We start from the raw sequence: 26,142 nt of genomic DNA on the forward strand, positions 1-26,142 counted from the left end.
CACGACCGGTGACTTGACCGGCCCGGGCGCACGGCCGGTGACATGACAGGTCCGGCCCCGCCGCACAGCCCGTGACGCGGAGTGGGGGTGGCGTGGTGTCGCTGCCGCGCCGCGCCCACCTTCGTGTGGTGCAGCGCCCACCTTCGTGTGACATTGCGGGCGCCGCACCCGGGAGCCGTGTACGAGTTGGGAGTTTCGGTGGTCTCGTCCCTCTCGGGAGTTCGCTGTGCCTTCTGTCGCTTCCTCGGTCAATGTTCTCGCCCCGGTGCCGGGAGGCGGGGCATGCACGGAAGTGGCGGAGTACCGGCTCTCGTGGGAGGGCTACGGGTACACCGCGCGGGTCGCCCGGCACGGCTCCCCCCTCACCGAGCCGCTGCTGGTGCTCGGCGGGTCGGACCAGACGCGGTACTCCTGGATGCGGCACGAGCGGTGGCTCGGTGAACTCGGGACCGTCGTCACGGTGGATCTGCCCGGGTTCGGGGACGCGGACTTCCTGCCCGCCGAGCACGGCATCGACTTTCTGGCCGAGTGCGCGGGCCACATGCTGCGCGAGCTGAGGCTCGGCCCGGTGAACCTGTACGCGGGCTGCTACGGCGGAGCGGTCGGGCTCCGGCTCGCCCAGCGGTATCCGCACCTGCTGCGCCGGATCGCGGTGCAGGGGATGTCGGACCACATTCCGCGCTGGTTCGCCGAGGCGCTCGTGGGGTGGGTCGGGCTTCTGGAGCAGGGACGCGTCGAGGAGGTCGCCGAGGAGTTCGTACGGTGCTTCGTGCCGCCGCCGGGAGACCGCACCGTACGCAAGCACGCCGCGCTGACCCGGCTGATGTACCAGCAGTTCGCGGCGCAGACCCCGCGCGACGTCGCCGTGACGGTCGAGCGGAACCGGCGGCTGCTGGCCCACGAGTGGTACCGGCGGGCGCCCGTCCCCGCCGTCCCCTATCTCGTGTTCACCGGAGAGCACGACACCCTCACCACACCCGGCATGGTCCGCTCGGTCGCGGCGGACCTGCCGGGCGCGTGTTTCACCACCATCGCGGAGTCCGGCCATCTGGCCCATCTCCAGCGGCCCCGGGACTTCTGCGATCTGCTCGTCCGCTTCTTCCGCGACGGGCGGCCGCAGGACGCCGGCCTGGCGTACTGCGGTCCCTTCGAGCGGTTCTAGAGCGGCCGGGGGCTCAGCGCAGCTCCTCCGGGCACGGGGTTCCCCGGGGGAGCTGGTAGGGGGCCGCGAGCCGGTAGGTGCCCGGCTTCGGGGCGAGCAGCTCCGTCCAGGTGTCGCCCGCCGCGGTCTCCTCCGTCGGCATCAGACAGCCGTTGACGTTGTCGTACGTCCTCGGGGTGCCGTCCGTGCGGCGCTTCGACGCCTTCGTCTCCTGGGGCGCCTTGAGGCTCTTGCCCTTCTCGTCGACGACGCTCAGCCACGGCGAGTACGGGATACGGATGAGGATGCGGCCCGCCTCCTTCACCTCGATGGTCATCTCGCCCTGCTCGGCCAGGTCGACGACGGCGTGCGGCTCGGCGAGCGGGGTGGGGTCGGTGACGGTGAAGAGCTGCCAGTTGGCGTCGCCCCAGATCTGCCGGAGGTAGGGCATGCCCCGCTGGACGAGCTCGCGCTCGCGCTGGCCGCCGTCGCCGTCCGGTTCGCCCTTGGGCAGCACGACGTAACGGATGGCCCAGCGCTGGAGCCACTCGTGGTAGTTCGCGGAGTTGAGCGTGTCGTCGTAGAAGAGCGGGTTGCGCTCCATGTCGGCCTGCCGGTTCCAGCCCCGGGCGAGGTTCACATAGGGGGCGAGGGCGGACGCCTCGCGGTGCGAGCGGGCCGGAACCACCTCGACGCGGCCCTTCTCGGCGTCCGCCAGCTGGAGCTGGTGGACGAGCGGCGCCAGCTCGCGCGCCCAGGACGCCGCCGGGGTCGTGTGCACGATGTCGTCGACCGTCTTGACGCCGATCCATCCGGTGAACACGGCGAAGGAAAGGACGATGCCGTACCACTTCCGTGATTTCGGCGTGGTGAAGGGCAGCGCGGCGATCAGGGCGACGCCCCCGAACAGCATCGACAGCCGGGTGATGTTCGAGCCGATCTGGGAGCTGATCAGCCAGACGAGGAGCACGGAGAGGCCGTACACCCCCGCCGTGATCCGTACGGTCGTCCACGCCTTGGGGACCAGGAAGTACACCGAGGCGGCGGACGCGAACGGCAGGAGGACCGAGAAGAACGTCATCGGCTGGGTGCCGGAGAAGGGGAACAGCAGGGCCGAGAGCGCGACCACGACCGTCGGGGCTATGCCGAGGGCGTAGGCACCTGGCCGGCGCTTCTGGAGGAACAGGGCCACGGCCAGCAGGCCCACGAACAGTCCGGCGACCGGTGAGGCGGCCGTCGCGAGCGCGGCCAGCGGTGCCGCGCACAGGGCCTTCGCCCAGCGTTTGTAGCGCCAGCGGTGGGGCCAGCAGAAGACGACGGCGACCGCGCCGAGCGCGAACGCCGTGCCGAGCCCGTACGTCACCCGGCCCGAGATGGCGTTGCAGAGCAGCGCGAAGACGCCGGCGAGCGATGTCGCGACGGGGTTACGGACGGATCGGCTGCGGACGAGGATCAGCGTCAGCAGACCGGCCGAGACCGTCCCGGCGATCATCATCGTCGTCCGGACGCCGAGCACCGACATCAGATACGGCGACACCACGCTGTAGGAGACCGGGTGCATTCCGCCGTACCAGGCGAGGTTGTACGCCGAGTCCGGGTGCCGGCCGACGAACTCCGCCCACGCGTCCTGCGCCGCCAGGTCACCCCCACTGTTCGCGAACGTGAAGAACCACACGATGTGGAGCACGCCTGCGAAGACGGTGAGGAGAAGGACGGGGTAGCGGCGGACGAGGGCGAGCGGCGCGGCTCCGGCCGGCCCGGCCGGCTCCGTCCCGCCGGACTCCCCGGCGGCCCCGGCGCCCGGGTCGGTGTCCGCGACTACGTCACGGACCGCCTCACGGGTGCCTGCGTGCAGCGGTATTCGCGGGCCCGTTCCCTGGCCCGCGTCCGCGTCGTCGGCGTGTGTCGGCTCCGCTGTCGCCACTGCAAGGTTCTCCCGCTGTCCCGTTGTCCGTTCTGGGCCGGGACCCGCGGCTCGCGAGCAGCCCCGATTAGCGCGACGCTAGCACGCACTCCGCCGGACGGCCCCCGTGTGGGGCGCCGTCCGGCGGAGTGCGGTGCGGGTGCCGGCACCCGCCGTACGTCACCGATGCCTGCGCGCGTACGTCACCGGTGTGCGCGCCGGCTCAGCCGACGCGGGTCAGCTTCGCGCCGAAGCCGGGCTCGGCGAGGTCCGACTGGAGCGCGACGGGGATCCGCACGGCCTCGCTGGAACCGTCGCCGACCCTCAGCTCGCCGACGACCGTGCCCGCCTTGCCGGTGTGCGGGACGGCGGACGTGCCCTGGGCCATGCTCAGCCGGGTCTTCAGGCCGGGCCAGCCGACCGCGGTCATGTTCTTGGTGGCGACGACCGGGGTCCGCCCGCCGAGCTGGTCGTCCACGTAACCGACGACCTGGCCCTTCTTCACCACCGTGGCGGTGATCAGGCTCTTCTGGACCTTGTCGATCAGCTTCTGGCTGTTCTGGATCGCCAGGTGGAGGCTGTCCCAGACCTTGCCGGTGCCGGCGTTCTGGTTCATCACCGCGCCGTAGATCGTCTGCGTCTTGCCGTTCACGACCTTCGTCGCGGCCCACACCAGGTTGCCGCCCGCGGGCGTCGACGAACCGGTCTTCAGACCGATCACTCCGACCTGCTGCACCAGCAGGTCGTTGTTGTTGTAGATCGTGTTGGCCAGCCCCGGGATGTCCGCCTTGGCCATCCCGACGATGCTGCGGAACACGTCGTTCTTCATGACCTGCTTGGCCAGCTCGACCTGGTCCGTGGCGGTGCTGACCGTCGTCTTCTGGAGTCCGCTCGGGTCCGTGTACGTCGTGTTCGTCATGCCGAGGTCCTTGGCCGCGGCGTTCATCTTGGTGACGAAGCTCTTGCTGTCGGAGTCCCAGCGGGCCAGCAGCCGCGCCACGTTGTTGCCGGAGGGGATCATCAGCATCTGGAGCATCTGACGCTCGGTGAACTGCTGGCCCTTCGACAGCGCCGCCGTCGACTCGTCCGGGAGCTTCGACTCGTCCTCGGCCTGCTGGTCGACGGTGATCTTCTCGCCGTCCTCGTTCCCCTTCAGCGGGTGCTCCTGAAGGATCACGTACGCCGTCATGATCTTGGCGACGCTCGCCGTGGGCGAGGGGGTCTGCTTGCCGTCGGTCCCGAGACTGCCGACGCCGTCCACCTCGATCGCGGACTGTCCCTGACCGGGCCAGGGCAGGTCGAGGGTGCCGCCGCCGAACGTGTAGGTGCTGTCGGCGCTGAGCGCGAGAGCGGGAGCCGGCAGCGGACGGAAGGCCTGCGCGACTGCAAAGATCACCACGAGCAGCAGGACCAGCGGCGTCCAGATCTTGACCCGGCGCACGAGGGTGCGGACCGGGGTCTGCGGGGGCGGCGGGGTGTTCGTCAGCTCGGCGAGCAGGTCCAGCGGGGGCTTCGGCGGAAGCGGCAGCTGGGTGGTGCGCTCGGGGCCGACCTGCGGAATGGCCGCGGTGGCCGCCGCGGGCCTGTCCACAGGCTTCGGCGCGGACGCGGGCGCCGCGGTTCGCGCGGGCTTCGCGGCGGGCTCGGCTGCGGGCGCCGCGGTTCGCGCGGGCTTCACTGCGGGCCCGGACGCGGGCGCAGCCGTTCGCCCGGACGCGGGCGCTGCCGTTCGCTCGGACGCGGGCTTCGCGGCGGGCTCAGGCTTCGGAGCGGGCTCGGGCGCGGGCTTCGGGCGCGCCGGGGCGAAGTCGTCGAGCCGGTTGAGCGGGACGAACTTGCTGGTGCGCACGGGGGTGCCGGCGGGCTTGGCACCGGGCTCGTCGGCGGGCTTGTCCGCGGACTTGTCCACGGGTGCGTCCGTCGGCCCGTCCGCGGGCTTCGCGTCGGCCGGCTTCCGGGTGGCGCCGCCCAGCTTGAGCATGGTGGTGGGCTGGTCCACGGCCGGGCGCCGGGGGGTCTTGAAGACGGCGGTGGGCTGATCGACGGGGCGCTCGGGGGCGGAGTCCTCGTCGGCCTCCGTGTCCGAGGTCTCCTCGGTCACGGCGTCCGAGGGCTCGGCGGGCTCGGTGTCCGAGGGCACGCCGGGCTCGGTGCCCGAGGGATCGGCGGGCTTCGCATCGGAGGGCTCGTCGGCGGAGTCGCCGTCACCGGCGCCTTCGAGCCGGCCCTTGGGTGCGCCTTCGGGCTGGTCCTCGGGTTCGGCGTCCTCGCGGTCGTCCTCGGCCGCGGGCTCACGCTCGTCCCCGGAGCCGGAGCCGGAGGCATCGTCGGTGTCGATCTCGGTGTCGCGGCCGGAGTCGAGGCCGGCAGCGGGTTCGGGGGCCTCCCCGCCCGTGCCGGAGGCCACGTCGGAGGCGTCGGTGGCGTCAGAGGCATCGGAGGCGTCCTCAGCCGCCTCGGCGTCATCGGACGTGCCCGGCTCGTCGGCGAGCTCCGCTTCGGCGCCCTCGGTGTCGTCGGCCGGCTCTACGCCGTCCGTGTCCACGTCGGCGTCACCGTCGGCGGCCTCGGCGTCGTTCGTGGCGTCGTCGCCCCCCTCGGGCCCGTCGTGGCCCTCGGCATCGGCGTCGGCGCCTGCGTCACCCTCGGAGCCCGCGTCGGCCCCGGCCGAGTCCGAGTCCGCCGGAGCGGGCTCGTCCCCTCCGGCGACCCAGGCGGCCACCGCGGCGCGCAGCCGGGTGTCGCCCTCGACGTTCTTGCCCCCGGACGCGCCGTCGCCGTCGGTGGACTCGGAGGCACTCTCCGACTCCGCCGTACGGGGTGCGTCCGCCGTGCGGGCGGCCTCACCCGACAGCGCCTTCGTCGAGAACACCGCCGTCGCCTGATCCACCCGTACCGTGGCGGCCCGCTCTCGGGCCATCGCCATCCGGGGGTCGGCCGGAGCCGAGCCCTGGGTCGACGTCGACGTCGACGTCGACGCCGGCGCGCCCGACCGCGCCGGACTCGGAACCGACGCCGGGCTCCCCGGCGTCGCTTCTGCCGACGACGCCGACGACTCGTGCTGCTTCGACCTGTCGGGGGACTCGCCCGCCACCGATGCCTCCTCCATGCGGCGCGCGCCCTCCGCGCACCGAAAACGAACCGTCAAACCCTTGAACCGCCGCCCGGACACCGCTGTCCGAACCATGTACCAGTGTCCTGTCTGCGGGCTCGACCCAAGCGGTAGACGAGAACGACATACCTGCCGGTTCCCTCATATTCCGGTCACGCGCTCTCGACAGACCAATGTGAGAGGGGTCACCCTGTCATTCATCCACGCGGGGAGGCATGGATGGGCAAGAGCCGCAGAACAATTCCGGAGGAGCTTCTGCTGCTGGCGTTGGACCCGACCACGGGTACCACCGCGCAGCCGCAGTCGCTCGACCTCGGTCTGGCCGGAGCACAGCTAGTGGAGCTGGCGCTGGCCGGACGGATAGCCCCAGACGGGGATCGTATCGCCGTGGTGGTGCCACGGCCGACCGGAGATCCAACACTGGACTGTGCGTTGGAACTCCTTCGCCGACGCGGAGCACCCGTACGCGCGGTCAACTGGATCGGCGGACCCCGCCTGGGGCTCCGTCAGATCTACCTCTCGCATCTGGAGAGGTGCGGCATGGTCCATGCCGTGGCCGGCCAGATGTGCGGGGTTCTTCCGACGACTCGCTACCAAGCGACGGACACGGATATCAGCCGGGAGATCCGAACCCGGCTGGACAACGCGATCCGCACCGGCGTACCGCCGGACCCGCGGACCGCGGCGCTCGCCGCACTGGCCCACGCGGTCGGTCTCGGCAAGCACCTGTATCCGGGGAACGAGGGACGATCGTCCCGATCCCGGCTGCGGGACCTGATCAGGCACGACCCCATGGGCGGCCTCGTGGCGCACGCCGTGATGGACGTTCAGAGCGGTGCGGCCCTACAGCCGCGCCGCAACCCTGCACCGGTAGGCCGTCCGGCCACCGCCGGAGTCAGGACCGCACCGGAGCCCGCACGTGGTGTTCCGATGCAACCGCGCCATGGTTCGATGGCGCGCGCCGTGGCGCACTGAGCCGCGGGCCCGTGACGGCCCGCGTCAGGCACCGCCGGTGGCACCAGCGGCGCACAGCGCCCGCGTCGCCGGCACCTCCGGCACATGCACGACCGGCACCGCCAGTACCGCCGCAAGACAGCAGCGCAGCACCGCCGTAAGACCGAAGCGCCGCACCGCAGTCCCCATGATCCGGTTCGGGAGCCGCCGGCTCGCGCGGGGTGGCTGAGACCGTACGTCCGGACGACGGCACGGCCCCAGCGCCCCGCGCGACCGCATCGGAGAAGAAGCCCGTGTCCGGGAGGCGGACGGCGCCTCGCGGGGTCCGCGTCCGCCTCGCCGGCCGACCAGGGCCTCTTCGGTGATCTCGCTGACCCCCGAAGGGAGTTCGAGGGGCCCGCGACGACGGTCCACAGCCGCGTATACACGCCGATTCCGCGAACTTGCGCCCACCCGGCGCATATACGCCGTTTCCCAGCGGTAGAAAGCACCTTGGTGGCAATCTGCTCAGCAGCAGATACGCAAAGTACAGGCCCGTAGCCGGAGGTGCACGTCCCGTGGCGTCAAGTGTCAATCCCACCGTCCGGCGGCGACGGCTGGGCCAGGAGCTTCGGCGGCTCCGCGAACTCAAGGGCATGACGGCCGAAGAGGTCGCCGAGCGCCTGCTGGTGTCCCAGTCGAAGATCAGCCGGCTGGAGAACGGCAGACGCAGTATCAGCCAGCGCGACGTCCGCGATCTGTGCGGGGTCTACGAGGTCGAGGACCACCGGATCGTCGACTCGCTGATGCAGATGGCCAAGGACTCGCGCCAGCAGGGCTGGTGGCACTCCTTCGGCGACATCCCGTACAGCGTGTACATCGGCCTGGAGACCGACGCCGCGAGCCTGCGCGTGTACGACCCCCAGGTCGTCCCCGGCCTGCTCCAGACCCGGCAGTACGCCGAGGCCCTGATCGCGGGGGCGCTGCCGGAGACCGCGCCCGCCGACATCGACAAGCGCGTCCAGGTTCGGATGAAACGGCAGGAACGAATCTCCGCCCCCGACAACCCGCTGCGCCTGTGGACCGTCCTCGACGAATCCGCCCTGCGCCGCGCCGTCGGCAACCGCTCGCTGATGCGCGAGCAGCTGGAGCACCTCGTCGAGCAGTCCCAGCTGCCGCACGTCACCGTGCAGGTGATCCCCTTCGACATGGGCGCGCATCCGGGCCTCAACGGCCAGTACGCGATCCTGGAGTTCCCCGACGCGGCCGACTCCAGCGTCGTCTACATCGAGGGCGTGACCAGCGACCTGTACCTGGAGAAGGCGAACGACGTCCAGAAGTACAGCGTGATGTACGAACACCTGCGGGCCCAGGCCCTGAACGTGGAGCAGTCGCGCCAGTTCATCGCGGACATCGCGAAGGAGTACGCGCGCTGACCGGCACGGGGGCGGCCTCGCGAGGGCGCCCCCGCCGATGAGTGGCCGGACCCTACACTGCCGTCGCCCCAACACGGAAGACCCCTATGGAATATGCCATCCAGTCGAGTGAATAGTCGCTTCGTCAGCCGATGTTGGCGAGTAGCGTCGATCACGCCATCGAGCAACAACGTTGGCGCGATCCGAACCGCGGGTCTCCTGATGGATCCGCAGTCCGGTGAGAGTGCGCCGACGGCTTCATGGCGGCAATTCATCGACGAACGACAGCTTTCTGGAGCGATCATGGCAATTCAGCAGGGCGCCACCGACACCTGGACCAAGTCTTCCTACTCCACCGGCAACGGCGCCTGCGTCGAGATCAAGTCCCCGGCCGTCTCGGCCATGGCCGTCCGGGACTCCAAGGTCCCCGCCGGCCCCACTCTCGCCTTTCCCGCGGACGCCTGGAACTCCTTCGTCACCGAGGTGAGCCGGGAAGCGTCCGGCCTCGTCTGACCCCTATGGCCGGAACAACTTCATACGCTCCACCGACAGAGCCCTCTCGTCCGGCCCGCCGTCCTGGCCGAGAGGGCTCGCCCCCCTCTTTTTGGGGGCTCGGTTCGCCTCCGGGGCGCAGATGCCGGTGTCGAGGAGCCGACCGTGCTCGACCCCTCCTTCGTCGGGGCCTCCGCGCGCTCGGCTCCTCGACACCGGCGCGCCCCTTCGGCTCACTCGCCGTAGGGCGGCCCTCTTCAGCGCAGGCGGTCCACGTACGTGTCCGTTCCCGGGATCGTGGGGATGAACGGGGCCACCAACTCCACCCGGCCCAGGCCCGATTCGGCGACGGCCTCGTCCAGGCCCGTGAAGTGCTCCTCCCAGCAGGCGCGCGGATCCTCCTGAAGGAACCACAGCAGGGTCAGGCGCGTGTCGACGCCCTCGACCTGCTTGACGTACGTCATGCGGTCGCCGGGGAGCGGGGTCGGCCGGAAGACGGTGACGAGGGCGGCGGGTGAGCCCGCCAGCCGCCGCGGGAGATGGCGGGAGCGCAGCCACTCCAGCAACTCCCCCCGCCGCTCGGCGGACTCGGCGTCGACGACCTCGACCACGAGACCGGCGTAGGGGTGATCGAGGGCGTGGAAGTCCCGGGGCCCCGCGGCTCCGTCACGGTAGACGGTGGCCTCGTGGTCCTGGAAGGCCGTGAAGACATGCGTACGGTCCTGGTAGACGCGCCCGTCGCGGTTCAGCCGCTTGTTGATGCCGACGGTCCACTTCATGTGGTCGTCGTAGCGGCCGTCGGTGACCCAGTAGGTGGAGATGTAGCAGCCCGCGGTGACCGGCTGGGCGACCGCCGACTTCTCGGGGTAGCGCAGCAGCTGGAGGTCACGGGTGGCCACCCAGCGGCGTCCGGCGTACATCCAGGGCATGGCCATCGCGCCTGCGTAGTAGTGATCGTCCTCATACCAGCGGTTGTAGGCGTACTCGTGGCCCGGGTTCGGTTCGACCAGGGTGATCAGGGCGTGGCCCGGGTGGACGCCGTACGGGCCGAGGGCGGCCAGTTCCGCGTAGGTCTCGCTGCGGGTCTCCTCCGGCATGACGAACCCCTTCCTCGGTGGAGCGTGCGCGGGACTTCCTTCCTCCGCCGGACGCCCATACTCTGACGCTCCGTCAGACAATGCGCCAGAGTCGCGGCGGGGCGAGTGGGCCGAACACTCGCGCCGCGGTCGGACCGGGCCACGACAAGGGGAGGCCGCAGATGTCGCTACTCACGGGCAAGACAGTCGTGGTGTCGGGTGTCGGAGCCGGGCTCGGGCATCAGGTGGCGGCCGCCGTCGTGCGCGACGGGGGCAACGCGGTGCTCGGGGCACGCACGGAGGCCAATCTCGCCAAGTCGGCGGCCGAACTGGACCCGGACGGCACGCGCACGGCGTTCCGCGCGACGGACATCACCGACGAGGGACAGTGCGAGGCGCTCGCGGCACTCGCGGCCGAACGCTTCGGGCGGATCGACGCCGTGGTCCATGTCGCCGCCTGGGACAGCTACTTCGGCGGCCTGGAGGACGCCGACTTCGCGACCTGGCAGTCGGTCATCGACGTGAACCTGCTCGGCACGCTGCGGATGACCCGCGCCTGCCTGCCCGCGCTGAAGGAGCGCGGCGGTTCGGTCGTCGTCATCGGCACGCAGTCCTCGGTCGCCGCGCCGAGCCAGGTGCGCCAGGCGGCCTACGCGGCCTCGAAGGGCGCGCTGACGAGCGCGATGTACTCCATGGCGCGCGAGCTCGGCCCGCACCGGATCCGGGTCAACACCGTGCTGCCCGGCTGGATGTGGGGCCCTCCGGTCGAGGCGTACGTGCAGTTCACGGCCTACACCGAGCAGGTGCCCGAGGCCGACGTCCTGAAGCGGCTCACCGAGCGGATGGCGCTGCCCGAGCTGGCCACGGACGGGGACGTCGCCGACGCCGCGGTGTTCCTCGCGTCCGACCGGGCCCGGGCGATCACGGGTCAGTCGCTGCTCGTGAACGCGGGCGAGATCATGCGGTAGGCGGTGCGGCCGGCGGCCCCTCTCCCAGGCGCACGGGACCCGCATCCCGTACGGCTGTCGGCTTGTCGTTGCTGCTGCCATTACTGCTGTGGGTCTGACGAAGTGCCCGCCCATGGTGTGGTCCACGTCACGAGCGCGACAACAGCCCGGTTGGTAAAGTGGAGGCAAAATCGTTCTGCTTTCTGATCTGCGTTCATATCTGTGACCGCGTGAGGTCTTGACCGCCCGGTCGGACCAGCGGTTCAATCCCCGAAGTCCCCGCTCCCGCAACGGGGGCGCCGCCCCTGCGCGTACTGGCGAAGTGCCGTCCGGTATCTGCAAGTTCACAAGGCGGACCCCTGGAGGGGGCACATGAACGGTCTCGACTGGGCCGTCCTGGTCGCGTACTTCGGCGTGATGACCGCGATCGGTGTCTGGTCCCACAAGCGTGTGGACGATGTCAGCGACTTCTTCACCGCGGGCGGCAAGATGCCGTGGTGGCTGTCCGGCATCTCGCACCACATGTCGGGCTACAGCGCGGTGATGTTCACCGGCTACGCCGGCATCGCGTACACCTACGGCATCACCTCGTACGTCACCTGGGCACTGCCCATCGCCATCGGCGTCGCCATCGGCGCCAAGGCCTTCGCGCCCCGGCTCAACCGGCTGCGCTCACGGCTGCACGTCGCCTCACCCCTCGAATACCTCAAGGACCGCTACAACGTGCCGACGCAGCAGGCGCTGGCCTGGTCCGGCATCCTGCTGAAGATCGTGGACGTCGGCGCGAAGTGGGCGGCCATCGCCACACTGCTCAGCGTCTTCACCGGCGTCACGCTCACCCAGGGCATCATCATCACCGGCGGCATCACGGCGGTGTACTGCACGATCGGCGGCCTGTGGGCGGACGCGCTGACCGAACTCGGCCAGTTCGTCATCCAGTTGCTGGCCGGTCTGTCGATGCTGGTCATCGTGCTGAACAAGATCTCCGACCGGGGCGGCCTGTCCAAGGCGCTGGACTCGCCGAAGCTGCACGGTCACGGAGACGGGTTCGCGGGCCCGTATCTGACGGTGTTCTTCATCGCGTACCTGTTCATCAAGCTGTTCGAGTACAACGGCGGCATGTGGAACCAGGCCCAGCGCTACATGGCGACCGGGAGCGCCAAGGAGGCCACCCGGTCGGCGTTCCTGTCCGCCGGGCTGTGGTTCGTGTGGCCGCTGATCCTGTTCATCCCGATGTGGCTCGCGCCGCTCCTCGTCACGGCGCAGAAGCCGGACGGCTCGGACGCGTACGGTCTGATGACCGAACAGCTGCTGCCGCACGGCCTGTTGGGCCTGGTCGTCGTCGGGTTCTTCTCGCACACGATGGCCATGTGCTCCTCGGACGCGAACGCCATCTCGGCGGTGTTCACCCGCGACGTGATGCCGGTGTTCTCCAGGGCCGCGCGCGCCTGGGACACCCGTGCGGGGCTCATCGCGGGCCGCGTCACCACCGTCGGCTTCCTCGGCCTGTCGATGGCGGTGGCGACGCAGGTCAACTCCCCCGCCTTCAAGGACATCATCACCATCGTCATCAAGTGGGTGGCGGGGTTGATGGGCCCGATCGCGATCCCGTTCATCCTGGGCCTGCTGCGGCCGTTCCGCCGTTCCGGCCCGACGGCCGCGCTGACGAGCTGGGCCTGCGGTCTGCTCGCCTTCTTCTTCGTCAACTACAACCTGGACTTCTCCCAGCGCACGGACGTGAAGCTGGAGTACCAGGTGTCCGTCCCGATGGCCATCTCCCTCGTCCTGTACGTCCTCATCGGCTTCCTCAGGCCCGAGGACACCCCGGAACGGGACGCGGTCATCGAACTGATCAACACGGACGACGACGGCTCGGCCGCCGCGGCGATCCCGGCACCGGCGGGAGCGGCTGAGGCGGCGGGAGCGGAGGCGACGGCTGCGGACGGCGCGCTGGGCACGCCGGTGAAGGACTGAGGCCCGTGCCCGCCCCGGCTCAGGCGCGGGGGTAGCGGGCGAGCCAGCCGGGGGACGATCCGGCGGGCCCGTGCAGCGCGGGCCCCTGGGTCATCTCCATCGCGAAGTCGTCCGCGAGGACCAGCATCGTGGGACGGCCCTCCAGTTCGGCCAGCCAGGCCGGCGGAAGGGCCGTCTCGCCGTGCAGGGCGCCCAGCAGGCCGCCCGCGAGGGCGCCGGTGACGGCGGAGGGCCCGCCGTGGTTCACCGAGAGGCACAGGCCGTGCCGGACGTCCTCGCCGACGAGCACGCAGTACACCGCGGCGGCGAGCGGCCCCTCGGCGGTGCCGCTCCCGGCGAGTTCCTCGACTCGCCCGGGCGAGGGCATTCCCTGGCGCACGGCGCCCAGCGCGTGCTGGAGCGCGGCGGCGACCGGCTGGTGCCCGGGGCGGGCCGCGAGCAGCGCCAGGGTCTGCTGCACGGCCGCGTCGAGGTTCTCGCCGCGGGCGAGCGCGTGCACGATCACCGCGTACGCGCCCGCCGCCAGGTGCGCCGAAGCGTGGCCGTGCGTCTGGGCCGCGCACTCGACGGCGAGCTGCATCACGAGCTGTGGCTCCCAGCCGACGAGCAGCCCGAACGGCGCGGAGCGGGCGGCGGCCTCGGGGCCCGGCTCGCCGGGGTTCTTGGGCGCGTCCAGCGTGCCCATGATCTCGTCGCCGAGGCCGAGCAGACAGGCCTTGGCGGGGTCGCGGCGGGCGTAGAGCCACTCCTCGCGGGCCAGCCAGCCGTCGTCCTTGCGCCGTTCGTCGGGCCCCCAGTCGCTCTGGGTGGCCGACCAGCGGCGGTAGGCACGGTGCACGTCGGAGGGCGGATGCCAGGCGCCGGTGTCGCGGCGCACCTGGGCGCGGATGAGCCCGTCGACGCCGAACAGGCAGAGCTGGGTGAGGTGTGTGACGGCACCGCGCCGCCCGTAGGCGGGAGCCAGTCCGACGAGGCCCTCCGCGCCGTAGGCCTCCCGGATCCTCTCCAGGGAGAGCCCGTCGACCGGGGCGCCCAGCGCGTCGCCGACGGCCGTGCCCAGAAGCGTTCCGCGGACCCGGCTCCGGAAGTCCTGCTGCTCTCCACGTCCCCAGACGGCGCCGGCTGTCACACCCACCGAGACCTCCCGAGGCACTGTCCACGTCCGACAGCTCAGCACTGTAATCGAACAGGAACGGTCGGCTGAGGCCACGGATCCATAAAGGGCACGGTCGGATCCGCCACGGGCGTGATCAGCCGGTGTGCCGCTCCCGGACGGCGTCGCGGGCCGCCGTGACCGTCGCGAGGCGCGGGGTCAGCTCGGCGGTCTCGCCGTCGGGACAGCGCAGGAGTTCGGCGAGGACGTCCACGAGGTTCGCCAGTTCGTCCCAGCCGGGGTCAAGGGCCAGGAGACGGGTCAGTTCCCGGTCGGCGGCGGCCCAGTCCGCGAGGGCCCAGCCGACGATGCACCGGCCCGACGCACGAAGCTGTTCCTCCGGTTCCGTGTCCAGCAGCCGTGCCAGCTCCCGCCACCAGTGCTCCGCGGCCGCCCGGCCCCGGGACCGCCGCTCCGTCATCGCCAGCTCGAAGGTGCCCGACAGCGGGGCCTTCTCCCGCAGCCGCTCGGCGAGATCCCGGGCGCGCTCCCACTGGCCCGTGTGCCGGAAGACCTCGATGTGGAGCTGGTCGCGGTCAAGGACGAGGTCGTCGTCCGGGCCCGGCGCCGGGTCCTCGGCCAGCCGGGCCGTCGCCTCGTCCCACCGGCCGCAGTGGATCAGCAGCTCCACGATCTCGTGGCGTGCCGTGTCCGTGTCCCCGCCCAGGGCGATCAGCCGCTCCCAGTCGGCCGGCGCCCGCTCGATCCGCCCGGTCTCCAGGAAGACGCGGGCCCGCTGGTCGAGGGCGTACGCGTAGTCCGGGTCGGCCGCGAGGGCCCGGTCCAACCAGACCAGCGCCTCCGCGTGGTCCCCGAGGTCGTGGTGGACCGCTCCCAGGCAGCCCATCGCCGAGGCGTTGTGGGGATCCCGTTCCAAAAGGTGCCCGAAGACGGCGATCGCCTCCTGGTGCCGGTCCTCCAGGTAGTAGGTGTTGCCCAGCTCGATCTCGATCCAGTCGGCGTCCGGGTCCGCCGCGAGCGCGCGCCGCAGGTCCTCGTACGCACCGGGAAGGTCCTCCAGCTGCCGCCTCACCCGCGCCCGCATCACCAGCGCCCAGGAGTACTCCGGAACCAGCTCGACGGCGCGGTCGAGGTCGGCCAGTGCCTGTGCGCTGTGGCCCAGTCCGTGGTGCGCCGCTCCGCTGCTCGCCAGGGCCGAGGGATGGTTGGGCTCGAGGGTGACGGCCCGGCCGAGTTCGGCGACGGCCTCCTCGAAGCGGCCCGCGAGCCGGTAGGTGTCGCCCCGTTCCGAGGCGACCCAGGCGGAGTCGGGTTCCAGGCGGGCCGCCCGGTCCAGATCGGCGAACGCCTGCTCCCACTCGTCCGTGTCCCGGCGCAGCCGGGCTCTGCGCACGAGCGGCCACAGGAGGTCCCCGTCGATGCTCAGCGCCCGGTCGAAGTCCGTGGCCGCCTCCTCGAACCGGCCGAGGGCGTGCCGGCACACCGCCCGGGAGGCCACCGCGTCGGCGTTCGTCGGATCCAGGGCGACGGCCCGGTCGAAGTCGGCCTCCGCTTCCTCAACGCTGCCGGCCATGCGACGGGTCTCCGCGCGCTCGGCGATGATCCAGGCCGTTCCGGGCCGCAGTTCGTCCGCGCGGTCGAAGGCGGCGAGCGCCGCTGGGAAGTCGCCACGCAACTGGTGGGTGAGGCCGCGGCCGTAGTGCACCCGTGCCTCGTCGGGATCAATCTCCAGCGCCCTGTCGTACTCGGCCAGGGCCCGCGTGTACTCGCCGGCGATCCTCAGCTCCCTGGCCAGCACCCCGTGCGCCAGAGCCCGGCCCCGCCCCTGGAGTACGGGGCTGGCCAGCATCAGCTCCATCGCCCGGCCCACCCCGTCCCCGTCGTCCACGAGAGCCTCGGTCAGGGATCTGCCCAGCTCGCCGAGGACCGGGGCTCCGGCCGCGTCCCCGGCCTCCTGGAGCATCCTGGCCCAGGTGCGGCCGGCCACCTGATCAGCGCGGCAGGCCTCGACGACGTTGCGCAGTACGTCACCGAGCGCCACGAGCGGCCGGGCGCACAACCGGTGGTACGACTCCTCCAGCAGCAGCCGCCGCCAGGGCTCGTGCCCCCATACCTCGTCGGGAGCGAACAGGCCGCTCCCCGCCTCGTCCCGCCAGCGGCCGTAGGCCTCCGCGAGCCCCTCGTGGCGCTCGGTCCAGCCGCGCGGGGCATGGTGCCGCTGCAACCGGAGCATCGGCTCGCGAACCAGGTCGTGATACCGCACCCGGTCGCCACGACCGTCCACGAACGGCAGGCCGCGCAGCCAGCCGAACAGTGCGCCCGCGTCCTCGTCGGCGCAGCCCACGGCTGCCCGGAACACATCCAGGTCGAGGCCGCGGGGAAGGGCGCACGCGAGGGCCACCGCCCGGCGGACCGGGTCCGGTTCCCACTTCAGGAAGCGTTCGACAGCCGTGGCCGAGGGGTCTCCGACGTCCTCGGGATCCGTGGGGTGCTGCTCGGCCAGGGTCGAGACGAGCAGGGGGAGTCCGCCGGTGAGCCGCAGGACCTCCGCGACCACCGGCTCCGAGACGACGCCCTTGTCGGCGAGGAGCCCCCGTGCCTCGGTCTCCGTGAACGGTCCGAGGGGCAGTTCGGCGACGAAGTCGCCGAAGCCGCCCCAGCGGGCGGTGTCGAGGGGGTGCTGTCCGGCGGTCACCACGACGACCGTGGCGGGCAGCACGCCGTACTCGCGGGTGGTCATCATCGCGTGGAGCCAGCCGTCGAGGAACGGGCCGGTCCGCTCGTAGGTGTCGAAGAACAGGACGATCCACGGCACGTCCGCGGCCGCCTCGGAGAGCTCCGCGACGAGGACCGGGGTGAGCACGGCCCCCGGCGCCAGGACCAGCCGGACGTCCTCCTGGCTGCGCAGCCGGGCGCTGACCCTGGCGTGCAACCGGTCGGCACCCTGGGCCAGTTGGGTGGGATCCATGATCCCGGCGAGGGCGCCGACGCCCGGGACCATCCCGAGCCCCAGCAGGCCCGCCCGCGCCACCGTCAGACCCGCCGCCGAGGGCCCGGGCCGCTCGGCGTCCTGCGGGGCGAGGACGGCGGTCTGTGCCTCGTGGCGCCGCTCGTGGTAAGCGGTCAGCAGCCGGTCGAGCTCCTTGAACCGGTGCCCCCGCGTGGCGAACTGACGGCTCATCGCCTCCATGGCCTCGGGCAGACCCGTGACGTTCTCGTCGATATGCGCCGTCAGCGCCCCGTGTTCGGCCGCCAGTTGTTCCATCTCCCGGACGAGGAACGTCTTGCCGACGCCCGCGTCGCCGTGCACGTGGAACAGGAACCGGTGCCGCTCGTCCTCGGGCGGCAGGTCGAAGTTGGCCCGGAACAGGGCACGTTCGTTCCCGCGGCCGACGAACCCGCGTCGCCGCCGCCCCTCGATCAGCTCCTGCATCGACGGCCGCGCCCGCACCATCGCCCCGCCCCCTCCCCCGTGGTCCGACCGGTCCGTCCCCCAGTCTGACGGAACCCGCCCGGGACCGAGCGGTGACGACCGGCCACGCTCGGGCGGACGGATCGCCTCAGTCGAGCACCGGCAGCAGCTCCGGCAGATGGCCGTCCGAGGCCTCTGCCGCGCACTGTCGCTCCAGGGGGACCTCGCCGTACACGGTGGTGCGGGGTCTGGCCGGACGGCCGGCCGCCTCGGCCACCGCGATCAGGTCCTTGACGGACTTGTAGGAGCCGTAACTGGAGCCCGCCATACGGGAGATGGTCTCCTCCATGAGGGTGCCGCCGAGGTCGTTGGCGCCGGAGCGGAGCATCTCGGCGGCGCCCTCGGTGCCCAGTTTGACCCAGCTGGTCTGGATGTTGGGGATGTGCGGGTGGAGCAGGAGGCGGGCCATCGCCATGACCGCGCGGTTGTCGCGGGTGGTCGGGCCGGGGCGGGCGATGCCGGCCAGGTAGACGGGCGCGTTGGTGTGGATGAAGGGGAGGGTCACGAACTCCGTGAAGCCGCCGGTCTGTTGCTGGATGCGGGAGAGCGTGCGGAAGTGGCCGAGCCAGTGGCGGGGCTGGTCGACATGGCCGTACATCATCGTGGAGGACGAGCGGATGCCCAGTTCGTGGGCCGTGGTCACGACCTCGATCCAGGTCGCCGCGGGCAGCTTGCCCTTGGTCAGGACCCAGCGCACCTCGTCGTCCAGGATCTCCGCGGCGGTGCCGGGAATGGTGTCCAGGCCCGCTTCCTTGGCCGCGGTCAGCCATTCGCGGATGGACAGGCCGGTGCGGGTCGCGCCGTTCACCACCTCCATCGGGGAGAAGGCGTGGACGTGCATGCCGGGGACGCGTTCCTTGACCGCCTTCGCGATGTCGAAGTACGCCGTGCCGGGCAGGTCCGGGTGGATGCCGCCCTGCATGCACACCTCGACGGCGCCGACGTCCCAGGCCTGGGCGGCGCGGTCCGCGACCTGCTCCAGGGAGAGCGTGTACGCGTCGGCGTCGGTGCGGCGCTGGGCGAAGGCGCAGAAACGGCAGCCGGTGTAGCAGACGTTGGTGAAGTTGATGTTGCGGGTGACGATGTACGTGACGTCGTCGCCGACCGCCGCCCGGCGCACGTCGTCGGCGATCCGGCACAGGGCGTCCAGGGCCGGGCCGTCGGCGTGCAGCAGAGCGAGTGCCTCGTCGTCGGTCAGCTTCGTGGGGTCGTCGGCCGCGGTCGCCAGTGCGGCCCGTACGTCCGTGTCGATGCGCGACGGGACCATTCCGGGGGCCGCGGCCTCCCGCAGGGCCTCCCAGTCGCCGTACACCACGTCGAAGTCCTCGCGGCGGTCGCCGGTGCGGCCCTCGGTGTCGATGGTGTGGTGCAGATCGGTGCGTCCGGAGGACGTGAAGGCCTCCTCCGGTTCCTGCCAGGGCCGGCCCTCGACCACCGCGTCCGGCAGCGCGAGGCCCGTCTCCGGGTCCGCCAGCGCCCGTACGTGCGGCAGCAGGCGCGGGTCGAGCCAGGGCTCGCCGCGCCGCACGAACTCCGGGTAGACGCAGAGCCGTTCACGGAGCTCGAAGCCCGCCTCGGCGGACCGTTCGCGCAGCAGCTCGATCTGCGGCCAGGGGCGTTCGGGGTTGACGTGGTCGATGGTCAGCGGCGAGACCCCGCCCCAGTCGTCGATCCCGGCGCCGATGAGCCGCCCGTACTCGCTGTCGACCAGGTTGGGCGGCGCCTGGAGGCAGGCGGCCGGGCCCATGATGTGCCGGGCGACGGCGACGGTGGCGATCAGCTCGTCCAGCTCCGCGTCCGGCATCCCGCGCATCGCGGTGTCGGGCTTGGCGCGGAAGTTCTGGATGATCAGTTCCTGGATGCCGTGGTGGGCCCGGGAGACGCGGCGCAGCGCGAACAGGGAGTCGGCGCGCTCCTCGTAGGTCTCGCCGATGCCGATCAGCAGTCCGCTGGTGAAGGGGACGGAGGAGCGGCCGGCGTCCTCGAGGACCCGCAGCCTGACGGCGGGTTCCTTGTCGGGGGAGCCGTGGTGCGGGCCGCCGGGCTCGGACCACAGCCGGGTCGCGGTCGTCTCCAGCATCATCCCCATGGAAGGGGCGACGGGCTTCAGCCGCTGGAAGTCGGTCCACGACATCACACCCGGGTTGAGGTGCGGGAGAAGGCCCGTCTCCTCCAGGATGCGGATGGAGATGGCCCGTACGTAGGCGATCGTGTCGTCGTAGCCGTGCGCGTCCAGCCATTCGCGGGCCTCGGGCCAGCGGTCCTCCGGCTTGTCGCCGAGGGTGATCAGGGCTTCCTTGCAGCCGAGCGCCGCCCCCTTCCGGGCGATGTCGAGGACCTCGTCCGGCGACATGAACATCCCGTGGCCGGCCCGGCGCAGCTTGCCGGGGACGGTGACGAAGGTGCAGTAGTGGCACTTGTCGCGGCACAGCCGGGTCAGCGGGATGAAGACGCTCTTGGAGTACGTGATGACACCGGCGCGGCCGGCCGCGTCCAGGCCCGCGTCCCGCACGCGCGCGGCGGAGGCGGCCAGGTCGTCCAGGTCCGTGCCGCGGGCCTGGAGCAGCACCGCGGCCTCGCTCAGGTCGAGCGCCACGCCGTCCCGCGCGCGCCTGAGCGCTCGCCGCATGGAGTTCGCCGTCGGCCCGGATCCGGGAGTCTCGCCCGTGGCGGAGGTCGTCATCCGTCGAGCATACGGTCGAGGTCACCGGGCACGGCGGTGCGTGAGGCCATCGCCGCATCGCGGGCGCGAGGCCGTTCCGGCCCCACGGCATCTGTCGGTCTCCCCGAAATCCGTCGATCCCCCTGGTGTGCACCTGCGTTCACAGCCTGCTCCCACAGTGGTCCGTGGCACTTCGCATCACTCATGTCACTGTCACGCTCGAATCCCTGGGAGCAGCGGTATGTGCGAGGACGACCACACCATCGGCAGACGCGCGTTGTTCGTGACGGGAGCGGCGGCCGCGCTTACGTTGGGAGGCGTGACCTTCCCCAGCGGTGCGAACGCGGAGGCGGCGGACGGCCAGGAGACGCGGACGGTGCGCGGCACGCTGCCCACCGGATCTCCCGACTTCGTGTATCTCCCGGTCGAAGTACCGGCCGGGGTCGCGGAGATCAAGGTCTCCTACACGTACGAGAGGCCGTCCGTCCCGGCCGGGACCGCGGGCAACGCCCTCGACATCGGCATCTTCGACGAGCACGGCACGGAACTGGGCGGCCGGGGTTTCAGGGGCTGGTCGGGCGGCGCGCGCACGGAGTTCTTCATCCGCTCGGACGACGCGACCCCCGGCTACCTCCCCGGGCCGGTCCGCCCCGGCACCTGGCATATCGCGCTCGGCCCGTACACGGTGGCGCCGCAGGGGCTGGCGTACGAGGTCACGATCACGCTGACGTACGGGAAGCCGCTTCCGGCCCCGCGGCCGGTGTATCCGCCCTCGCGGGCCAAGGGCCGCGGCCGTGCCTGGTACCGCGGTGACTGCCATCTGCACTCCTGGTACTCCGACGGCCGCCGTACGCCCGCGGAGATCGCGGCGCTGGCGCGGGCGGCGGGCCTGGACTTCATCAACTCCTCGGACCACAACACGCATGCGGCGCATCCGCACTGGGCGGACCAGGCGGGCGACGATCTGCTGATCATGCTGGGCGAGGAGGTCACCACGCGCAACGGGCACGTGCTGGCGCTCGGCACGGAACCCGGCACGTTCGTCGACTGGCGCTACCGGGCCCGCGACAACCGGTTCGGCCGGTTCGCGCGCCGTATCCGCGGTGCCGGCGGGCTCGTGGTGCCCGCGCACCCGCACGCGACCTGTGTCGGCTGCGGCTGGAAGTTCGGCTTCGGCGAGGCGGACGCGGTCGAGGTGTGGAACGGCCCGTACACCCCCGACGACGAGGTCTCCCTCGCCGACTGGGACAACACCCTGGTCGCCTCCGTACGCGCTGGCCACGACTGGCTCCCGGCGATGGGCAACAGCGACGCGCACCGCGACCCCGACCAGGTCGGCTCCCCGCAGACGGTCGTCCTCGCCGACGACCTGACCCGTGAGGCGATCCATGAGGGCATCCGCGCGGGCCGCTCCTACGTCGCCGAGTCGAAGCTGGTGTCCCTCTCCTTCTCGGCGTCCGGCGCCAAGGGCGAACACGCGGGCATCGGGGAGCGGTTGAGGGTCGCTCCCGACACCCCGGTCACCGTCCGCCTGGAGGCCGCCGGCGCCCCGCGCTGCACGGTCCGCCTGGTCACCGACCAGGGCACGCTGTTCACCAGCGATCCGCTGCCGGTCACGGGCTCCGGAACGGTCGAATGGCGTACGACCCCGGCCTACGCGGCGTACGTACGCGCGGAACTCCGGCACGAGACGGCGGCGGGCCCGGTGCCGGGGGCGCTGGCCGCGTTCACGAACCCGATCTTCCTGGGGGTGTAGCCGGGCCGCCCGCCCGGCCCCCGCACTCCGCCCACAGCAGCTTCCCACCCCTCGACGCGCCCATCTCGCGCAGGACGGACACACCCCACGCGTCGGCGCAGGCGCGTACGAGATGCAGGCCGCGGCCGTGTTCGGCGTCCGGCGCGGGTACGGGGACGAGGGTCTCCCCATAGCCGGACGGGACCCTCGGATCCGTGTCCCAGACGGCGACCGTCAGCCGGTCCGGCTCCATCGAGAGGAGGCGCAGCGCGTACGGGCCCCGGGTGTGCAGATGGGCGTTGGTGAGCAGCTCGGAGGCCAGGAGTTCGGCGGTGGGCGTGAGCGCCGCGAGGTCGTGCGCGGCGAGGACGGTGCGGAGGGTGGCCCGCGCGATGCCCGGTGCGCGTGGATCGTGCGGAAGTTGGAGGGTATAGGTCCAGGGCGGCGATACGGTGGCCATCGGAAGTCTCCGCTCACGGGAGGAGGTTGGGGTCTTCGTCTCGGATGCCCAGTGACCTGACCGTTCCGTCGAACGGGGTGCTTCTGGGCGGGGGCGCCTGCATACGAAGACAGAGCTCCCGCAAATGGAATTTGCACAAGCTCCGGATATTCCGGCCCGACTTCCCTCGTGTGAGTGACAACTCAACTGAACTGGCGCGCCTGAGGAGTTCGCATGACGGCACGGCCTGCCCCCACGGCACGGCGAATCCGCCTGGCCGTAGAGCTGCGCAAGATGCGCGAGCGTGCGGGCATGACGTCAACCGAGGCGGCGCGCGCCCTCGGAACGAGTCAGGGGCAGCTCTCGAACGTCGAAGTGGCCCGGTTCGGTGTCAGCCCCGATCGCATCAGGGCCCTGGCCCGCTTGTATTCGTGCCCTGACCAGGACTTCGTCGAGGCCTTGATCGATATGGCGACGGACAGGACGCGAGGCTGGTGGCAGACCTTCCGCGAGACCCTGCCGTCAGGCCTGCTCGACCTCGCCGAACTGGAACACCACTGCACCGCCGTACGCACGGCGTACACCACCCACATCTCGGGACTGCTCCAGACCCGCGACCATGCTCGCGAGATCTTCCGCCACGTGATCCCCGCCCCCACTCCCCCGGAGGTCGAGCACCGTGTCGCGCACCGGATCATGCGGCAGGACATCATCTACCGGCCCGACCCGGTGTCGTACCGAACCGTCATCCACGAGGCGGCCTTGCACATGCGCGTCGGCGGACGGGCCGTGGCTCGCGCCCAGCTTCAGCACCTGCTCGACATGGGCGAGCGGGAGCACATCACCGTGCGGGTGCTTCCGTTCGACGTCGGAGCGTTTCCGGGGTCGGGTCAGTCCATCAACTACCTGCACGGGCATGTCCCCCAACTGGACACTGCTCAACTCGACCAGTTCCACGGTCCCGTACTGCTGGACGCCGAAGCACTCTTGGAGAAGTACCGGAACCTGCTCGACGTCGTCGAGAAGACCGCACTGAGCCCCGAGAAGTCCCGGGATCACATCCACGCCATCGCCCAGAACCTGTAGAGGAGCCCCCATGTCAGCTCATGACTGGCAGAAGTCGTCCTACTGCCAAGAAGGCGACGCCTGCCTCCACGTCGCCGTCTCCACCACCGCAGAAACGGTCCATCTGACCGAGAGCGGCGACCCCGCCCACTCCATACTTTCGACCACTCCGGCCACCTTCGGCGCCCTTCTCCAAGCGCTCAAGAGAAACAACCGCTGCTGAAGGACCTCAGGGCGTGCCCTGACCGCCCGGGGGGAGGGACAGGTCCGCCACGACGGCCGCGTGGTCCGAGGGCCACCCCCCGCCGACCGGCCCGTCCCCGGCCCGCCGTACGGACCGGACGTGCCCGAGGCCGCCGGGACCGGGCGGCCCGACGTGGACGTAGTCGATGCGTGCGGCGGGGCTGTGCGAGCCGACATGGGCGTTCGCCGGGTCCCAGGTGGCCCGGGGTGCCGTCGGGTCGGCGTACTCCCAGGCGTCGAGGAAGACCTGTCCGGGCACCACGGGGGACGTCTTGTATCCCCCGAACAGACGGATCTCGTCGGAGTCCGGCCAGGCGTTGAAGTCACCCGTGACGACCGGGGGGAAGTCGGTGCCGCCCCGGTGCGCGGCGACGAACTCCGCGAGGGCGGTGACCTGTTCGCGGCGTACGCCCGAGGCGTGGACGGCCGAGGTGAGGTGGGTGGTGAAGAAGGGCACCTCGTGGGTGGGCGTGGCCAGGCGGGCGTGCAGGGCGAGCCGTCCGTCGTACAGCTCCTCGGGGGCGGGCAGCCGCAGCACCTCCTGCGCCACCACCGGCCAGCGGCTCAGCACGGCGTTGCCGACGTCGACCGTGGGGTCCCCGATCCGCCGCTGCCAGCGGTCCGAGGCGTCGGAGGCGGCCCAGGTCCAGTACATCCCGAGCTCGTCCGCGAGCCATCCGGCGAGGTTCTGCCCGCCGCACTCCCACACCTCCTGCAACCCGACGACGTCGGGCCGCAGTTCGCGCAGCACGGCCAGAATGGCTTTCTGCCGCTCCTCCCATGGCCCGAACCGCCACCAGAGGTTCCAGGTCACGACCCGCATCCTCAGCCACCTGCTCCCGTCGCGCGACATCGGGGACCATTGAAACAACTCCCTCGTGCCACACACCAGCCCGGACAGGAGCCCCACCGATCATGGCCCGCCTCACCGACCTCAGGTTCCGCACCACTACCGCCTTCCAGCGGCACCTCGCCAACCCGCTCGCGCGCCGGATGCCGTTCCAGACACTTCTGGAGACCACCGGCCGTGTCTCCGGCCTGCCCCGGCGCACCCCGCTCGGTGGCCGCCGCGTCGGTGACACCTTCTGGCTGGTCTCGGAGTTCGGGGAACGGTCGCAGTACATACGCAACATCCAGGCGGACCCGAGGGTGCGGGTGCGGCTCCGCGGCCGCTGGCACGAGGGCACGGCGCACGTCCTCCCGGACGACGACCCGGTGGCCCGGCTGCGCACCCTGCCCCGGGGCAACGGCACGGCGGTGCGGCTCATCGGGACGGGGCTGCTGACGGTGCGGGTGGATCTGCGGGGGGAGGTCGCCGGGGGGTGAGGTCGCCGGGGTCCTCGCATCCCGGTCAGGCATCCCAGGCTTCCGTGTTTCCGCAGGTCATCGTCGGTGAGATGGTTCCACCGTCTCAGGTTGACGGGCTTCTGTTGTCCCAGGCCCACGAGGAATCCCATGCTGTGGCTGTCGCACCGGCCGAGCAGGTCGTCCGCTCGGCAGCGCCACGACAACCCGGCCCGCCCGTCCACGGGGGACACCCATGTCCGTCGGTCCGGAGTGCCGGCCACCGGCGCATGCGGCCTCTTCTACGGATCGACAGGGGAACGGGACACCATGAAGACGCCTGCCCGCAGGAACCACCACAAGAGCCCCGGGGGCTGGAAGTCCTACGCCCTCGGGGCCGCGGCGGCAGCGGCGCTGCTCGCCGCCACGGCGTGCGACCCGGGCGCGGCCGAGGGTTCGGACAGCGCCAAGCCCTCGGCCCAGCCGAGTGCGACGGCCTCGGCGAAGCCGGGTGGCGCTTCGGGCGACGCGGGCGGCGACGGGGCCGGCAGCGGTGGCAGCAGCGCGGGGGGCGGTGCCGGCACGGGCAGCGGCGGGGGCACGAGCAGCGCCGGCAGCACGGGCAGCAGTGGCAGCACGGGCAGCAGCGGCACCGGCAGCAGTGGCGGCACCGCGGGCGGTGGCGGTGGCGGGAAGGAGGCGATCGTCGCCTGCTCCCAGAAGGAGCTCGGGGTGTCCGCGGTGAAGGAGAGGGACGCCAGGCACCTCGTCCTCACCGTGCAGAACGCGAGCGACAAGAAGTGCAACCTCTACCGCTACCCGCTCGTGCGGCTCGGTGACGGTCGGACCACGGCCCCCGTGATCAAGGACAGCGACCCGGACCCGGGAAAGCCCGTCACCCTCGCTCCCGGCCAGGAGGGGTACGCCGCTCTGCTCGTCAGCGGCCCCATGGACGAGTACGAGGCGAAGAGCATCACCCTCACCCTCCAGGGCGGCAGGTCCGGCAGCACCGCGGGCAACCCGATCGACGTCCCCATGCCCGTCGACACGTTGTACGCGAACGACTTCCAGCGCGTCACCTACTGGACGACCGCCTCCGGCTACGCCCTGGACTTCATCATGTCGAAGTGACGGA

General features: G+C 71.5%; 19 protein-coding genes. 11 read left to right on the plus strand and 8 right to left on the minus strand.

Features of this window, described 5'->3' with window-relative positions; translation table 11 throughout:
* Positions 1-226 precede the first annotated feature (226 nt).
* On the plus strand, positions 227-1,162 hold the full coding sequence (locus tag ABZV42_RS01185) for an alpha/beta fold hydrolase (protein ID WP_355977873.1): 936 nt from the start codon (positions 227-229) through the stop codon (positions 1,160-1,162).
* Between the two features lie 13 nt (positions 1,163-1,175).
* Here ABZV42_RS01185 and ABZV42_RS01190 read toward each other — a convergent pair whose 3' ends face one another.
* Both ABZV42_RS01190 and ABZV42_RS01195 read right to left on the minus strand, forming a co-directional pair.
* The gene (locus ABZV42_RS01190) at positions 1,176-3,065 is read right to left on the minus strand and encodes an MFS transporter (RefSeq protein ID WP_356050599.1); all 1,890 of its coding nucleotides are present in this window, start codon (positions 3,063-3,065) and stop codon (positions 1,176-1,178) included.
* 202 nt (positions 3,066-3,267) lie between these two features.
* Positions 3,268-5,970, minus strand: coding sequence for a D-alanyl-D-alanine carboxypeptidase (locus ABZV42_RS01195; protein ID WP_356050600.1), 2,703 nt, complete (start codon positions 5,968-5,970; stop codon positions 3,268-3,270).
* 405 nt (positions 5,971-6,375) lie between these two features.
* On the opposite strand from ABZV42_RS01195, the gene ABZV42_RS01200 reads away from it, so the two are divergent.
* The 3 genes from ABZV42_RS01200 (at position 6,376) to ABZV42_RS01210 (ending at position 9,017) form a co-directional block, all read left to right on the plus strand.
* The gene (locus ABZV42_RS01200; RefSeq protein WP_355977865.1) at positions 6,376-7,131 is read left to right on the plus strand and encodes a GPP34 family phosphoprotein; all 756 of its coding nucleotides are present in this window, start codon (positions 6,376-6,378) and stop codon (positions 7,129-7,131) included.
* 536 nt (positions 7,132-7,667) lie between these two features.
* A complete protein-coding gene (locus tag ABZV42_RS01205; protein WP_355977862.1) occupies positions 7,668-8,525 on the plus strand; it encodes a helix-turn-helix transcriptional regulator in 858 nt (285 codons plus the stop codon).
* A gap of 282 nt (positions 8,526-8,807) precedes the next feature.
* The gene (locus ABZV42_RS01210) at positions 8,808-9,017 is read left to right on the plus strand and encodes a DUF397 domain-containing protein (RefSeq protein ID WP_355977859.1); all 210 of its coding nucleotides are present in this window, start codon (positions 8,808-8,810) and stop codon (positions 9,015-9,017) included.
* 236 nt (positions 9,018-9,253) lie between these two features.
* Here the strand turns inward: ABZV42_RS01210 and ABZV42_RS01215 are convergent, their stop codons facing one another.
* Positions 9,254-10,093, minus strand: a complete 840-nt coding sequence (locus tag ABZV42_RS01215; RefSeq protein WP_355977856.1) for a hypothetical protein — start codon at positions 10,091-10,093, stop codon at positions 9,254-9,256.
* Positions 10,094-10,254: 161 nt separating this feature from the next.
* Here ABZV42_RS01215 and ABZV42_RS01220 point away from each other — a divergent pair, with 161 nt between their 5' ends.
* Both ABZV42_RS01220 and ABZV42_RS01225 read left to right on the plus strand, forming a co-directional pair.
* Positions 10,255-11,040, plus strand: a complete 786-nt coding sequence (locus ABZV42_RS01220; RefSeq protein WP_356050601.1) for an SDR family oxidoreductase — start codon at positions 10,255-10,257, stop codon at positions 11,038-11,040.
* Between the two features lie 351 nt (positions 11,041-11,391).
* Positions 11,392-12,993 carry a sodium:solute symporter family protein gene (locus ABZV42_RS01225; RefSeq protein ID WP_355977850.1) on the plus strand — a complete coding sequence of 534 codons (1,602 nt, stop codon included), beginning with the start codon at positions 11,392-11,394 and terminating at the stop codon, positions 12,991-12,993.
* A gap of 19 nt (positions 12,994-13,012) precedes the next feature.
* Here ABZV42_RS01225 and ABZV42_RS01230 read toward each other — a convergent pair whose 3' ends face one another.
* From ABZV42_RS01230 to ABZV42_RS01240, 3 genes are all read right to left on the minus strand, one after another.
* A complete protein-coding gene (locus ABZV42_RS01230; protein ID WP_356050602.1) occupies positions 13,013-14,128 on the minus strand; it encodes an ADP-ribosylglycohydrolase family protein in 1,116 nt (371 codons plus the stop codon).
* A 115-nt stretch (positions 14,129-14,243) separates the two neighbouring features.
* On the minus strand, positions 14,244-17,561 hold the full coding sequence (locus ABZV42_RS01235; RefSeq protein WP_356050603.1) for a tetratricopeptide repeat protein: 3,318 nt from the start codon (positions 17,559-17,561) through the stop codon (positions 14,244-14,246).
* Between the two features lie 106 nt (positions 17,562-17,667).
* On the minus strand, positions 17,668-20,262 hold the full coding sequence (locus ABZV42_RS01240; RefSeq protein WP_356050604.1) for a bifunctional FO biosynthesis protein CofGH: 2,595 nt from the start codon (positions 20,260-20,262) through the stop codon (positions 17,668-17,670).
* 220 nt (positions 20,263-20,482) lie between these two features.
* On the opposite strand from ABZV42_RS01240, the gene ABZV42_RS01245 reads away from it, so the two are divergent.
* A complete protein-coding gene (locus ABZV42_RS01245; RefSeq protein WP_355977838.1) occupies positions 20,483-21,997 on the plus strand; it encodes a CehA/McbA family metallohydrolase in 1,515 nt (504 codons plus the stop codon).
* On the opposite strand, the gene ABZV42_RS01250 is transcribed toward ABZV42_RS01245, so the two are convergent.
* Positions 21,969-22,436 (minus strand): ATP-binding protein, encoded by a 468-nt coding sequence (locus ABZV42_RS01250; protein ID WP_356050605.1) that lies wholly within the window; start codon positions 22,434-22,436, stop codon positions 21,969-21,971. The genes ABZV42_RS01245 and ABZV42_RS01250 overlap by 29 nt on opposite strands.
* A 213-nt stretch (positions 22,437-22,649) precedes the next feature.
* Between ABZV42_RS01250 and ABZV42_RS01255 the strand changes: the two genes are divergently transcribed.
* Both ABZV42_RS01255 and ABZV42_RS01260 read left to right on the plus strand, forming a co-directional pair.
* A complete protein-coding gene (locus tag ABZV42_RS01255; RefSeq protein ID WP_356050606.1) occupies positions 22,650-23,501 on the plus strand; it encodes a helix-turn-helix transcriptional regulator in 852 nt (283 codons plus the stop codon).
* A gap of 10 nt (positions 23,502-23,511) precedes the next feature.
* Complete coding sequence (locus ABZV42_RS01260; protein WP_356050607.1) at positions 23,512-23,703, plus strand: DUF397 domain-containing protein; 192 nt, start codon at positions 23,512-23,514, stop codon at positions 23,701-23,703.
* A 6-nt stretch (positions 23,704-23,709) separates the two neighbouring features.
* On the opposite strand, the gene ABZV42_RS01265 is transcribed toward ABZV42_RS01260, so the two are convergent.
* Positions 23,710-24,546, minus strand: a complete 837-nt coding sequence (locus ABZV42_RS01265) for an endonuclease/exonuclease/phosphatase family protein (RefSeq protein ID WP_356050608.1) — start codon at positions 24,544-24,546, stop codon at positions 23,710-23,712.
* A gap of 92 nt (positions 24,547-24,638) precedes the next feature.
* Between ABZV42_RS01265 and ABZV42_RS01270 the strand changes: the two genes are divergently transcribed.
* Both ABZV42_RS01270 and ABZV42_RS01275 read left to right on the plus strand, forming a co-directional pair.
* The gene (locus ABZV42_RS01270; RefSeq protein ID WP_355977823.1) at positions 24,639-25,049 is read left to right on the plus strand and encodes a nitroreductase/quinone reductase family protein; all 411 of its coding nucleotides are present in this window, start codon (positions 24,639-24,641) and stop codon (positions 25,047-25,049) included.
* A 288-nt stretch (positions 25,050-25,337) separates the two neighbouring features.
* The gene (locus ABZV42_RS01275; protein WP_355977820.1) at positions 25,338-26,138 is read left to right on the plus strand and encodes a DUF4232 domain-containing protein; all 801 of its coding nucleotides are present in this window, start codon (positions 25,338-25,340) and stop codon (positions 26,136-26,138) included.
* The last annotated feature ends 4 nt before the right edge of the window (positions 26,139-26,142 follow it).

Origin of the sequence: Streptomyces sp. NPDC005281 (assembly GCF_040607495.1) — a bacterium.
GTDB lineage: Bacteria > Actinomycetota > Actinomycetes > Streptomycetales > Streptomycetaceae > Streptomyces.

Bases quoted from the DNA above. Each gene is read 5' to 3' on its own strand.
- ABZV42_RS01260 (WP_356050607.1), top strand. From the start codon at position 23,512: ATGTCAGCTCATGACTGGCAGAAGTCGTCCTACTGCCAAGAAGGCGAC.
- ABZV42_RS01240 (WP_356050604.1), bottom strand. From the start codon at position 20,262: ATGACGACCTCCGCCACGGGCGAGACTCCCGGATCCGGGCCGACGGCG.
- ABZV42_RS01215 (WP_355977856.1), bottom strand. From the start codon at position 10,093: ATGCCGGAGGAGACCCGCAGCGAGACCTACGCGGAACTGGCCGCCCTC.
- ABZV42_RS01275 (WP_355977820.1), top strand. From the start codon at position 25,338: ATGAAGACGCCTGCCCGCAGGAACCACCACAAGAGCCCCGGGGGCTGG.
- ABZV42_RS01270 (WP_355977823.1), top strand. From the start codon at position 24,639: ATGGCCCGCCTCACCGACCTCAGGTTCCGCACCACTACCGCCTTCCAG.
- ABZV42_RS01255 (WP_356050606.1), top strand. From the start codon at position 22,650: ATGACGGCACGGCCTGCCCCCACGGCACGGCGAATCCGCCTGGCCGTA.
- ABZV42_RS01265 (WP_356050608.1), bottom strand. From the start codon at position 24,546: ATGCGGGTCGTGACCTGGAACCTCTGGTGGCGGTTCGGGCCATGGGAG.
- ABZV42_RS01245 (WP_355977838.1), top strand. From the start codon at position 20,483: ATGTGCGAGGACGACCACACCATCGGCAGACGCGCGTTGTTCGTGACG.
- ABZV42_RS01220 (WP_356050601.1), top strand. From the start codon at position 10,255: ATGTCGCTACTCACGGGCAAGACAGTCGTGGTGTCGGGTGTCGGAGCC.
- ABZV42_RS01235 (WP_356050603.1), bottom strand. From the start codon at position 17,561: ATGGTGCGGGCGCGGCCGTCGATGCAGGAGCTGATCGAGGGGCGGCGG.
- ABZV42_RS01225 (WP_355977850.1), top strand. From the start codon at position 11,392: ATGAACGGTCTCGACTGGGCCGTCCTGGTCGCGTACTTCGGCGTGATG.
- ABZV42_RS01200 (WP_355977865.1), top strand. From the start codon at position 6,376: ATGGGCAAGAGCCGCAGAACAATTCCGGAGGAGCTTCTGCTGCTGGCG.
- ABZV42_RS01195 (WP_356050600.1), bottom strand. From the start codon at position 5,970: ATGGCGATGGCCCGAGAGCGGGCCGCCACGGTACGGGTGGATCAGGCG.
- ABZV42_RS01210 (WP_355977859.1), top strand. From the start codon at position 8,808: ATGGCAATTCAGCAGGGCGCCACCGACACCTGGACCAAGTCTTCCTAC.
- ABZV42_RS01250 (WP_356050605.1), bottom strand. From the start codon at position 22,436: ATGGCCACCGTATCGCCGCCCTGGACCTATACCCTCCAACTTCCGCAC.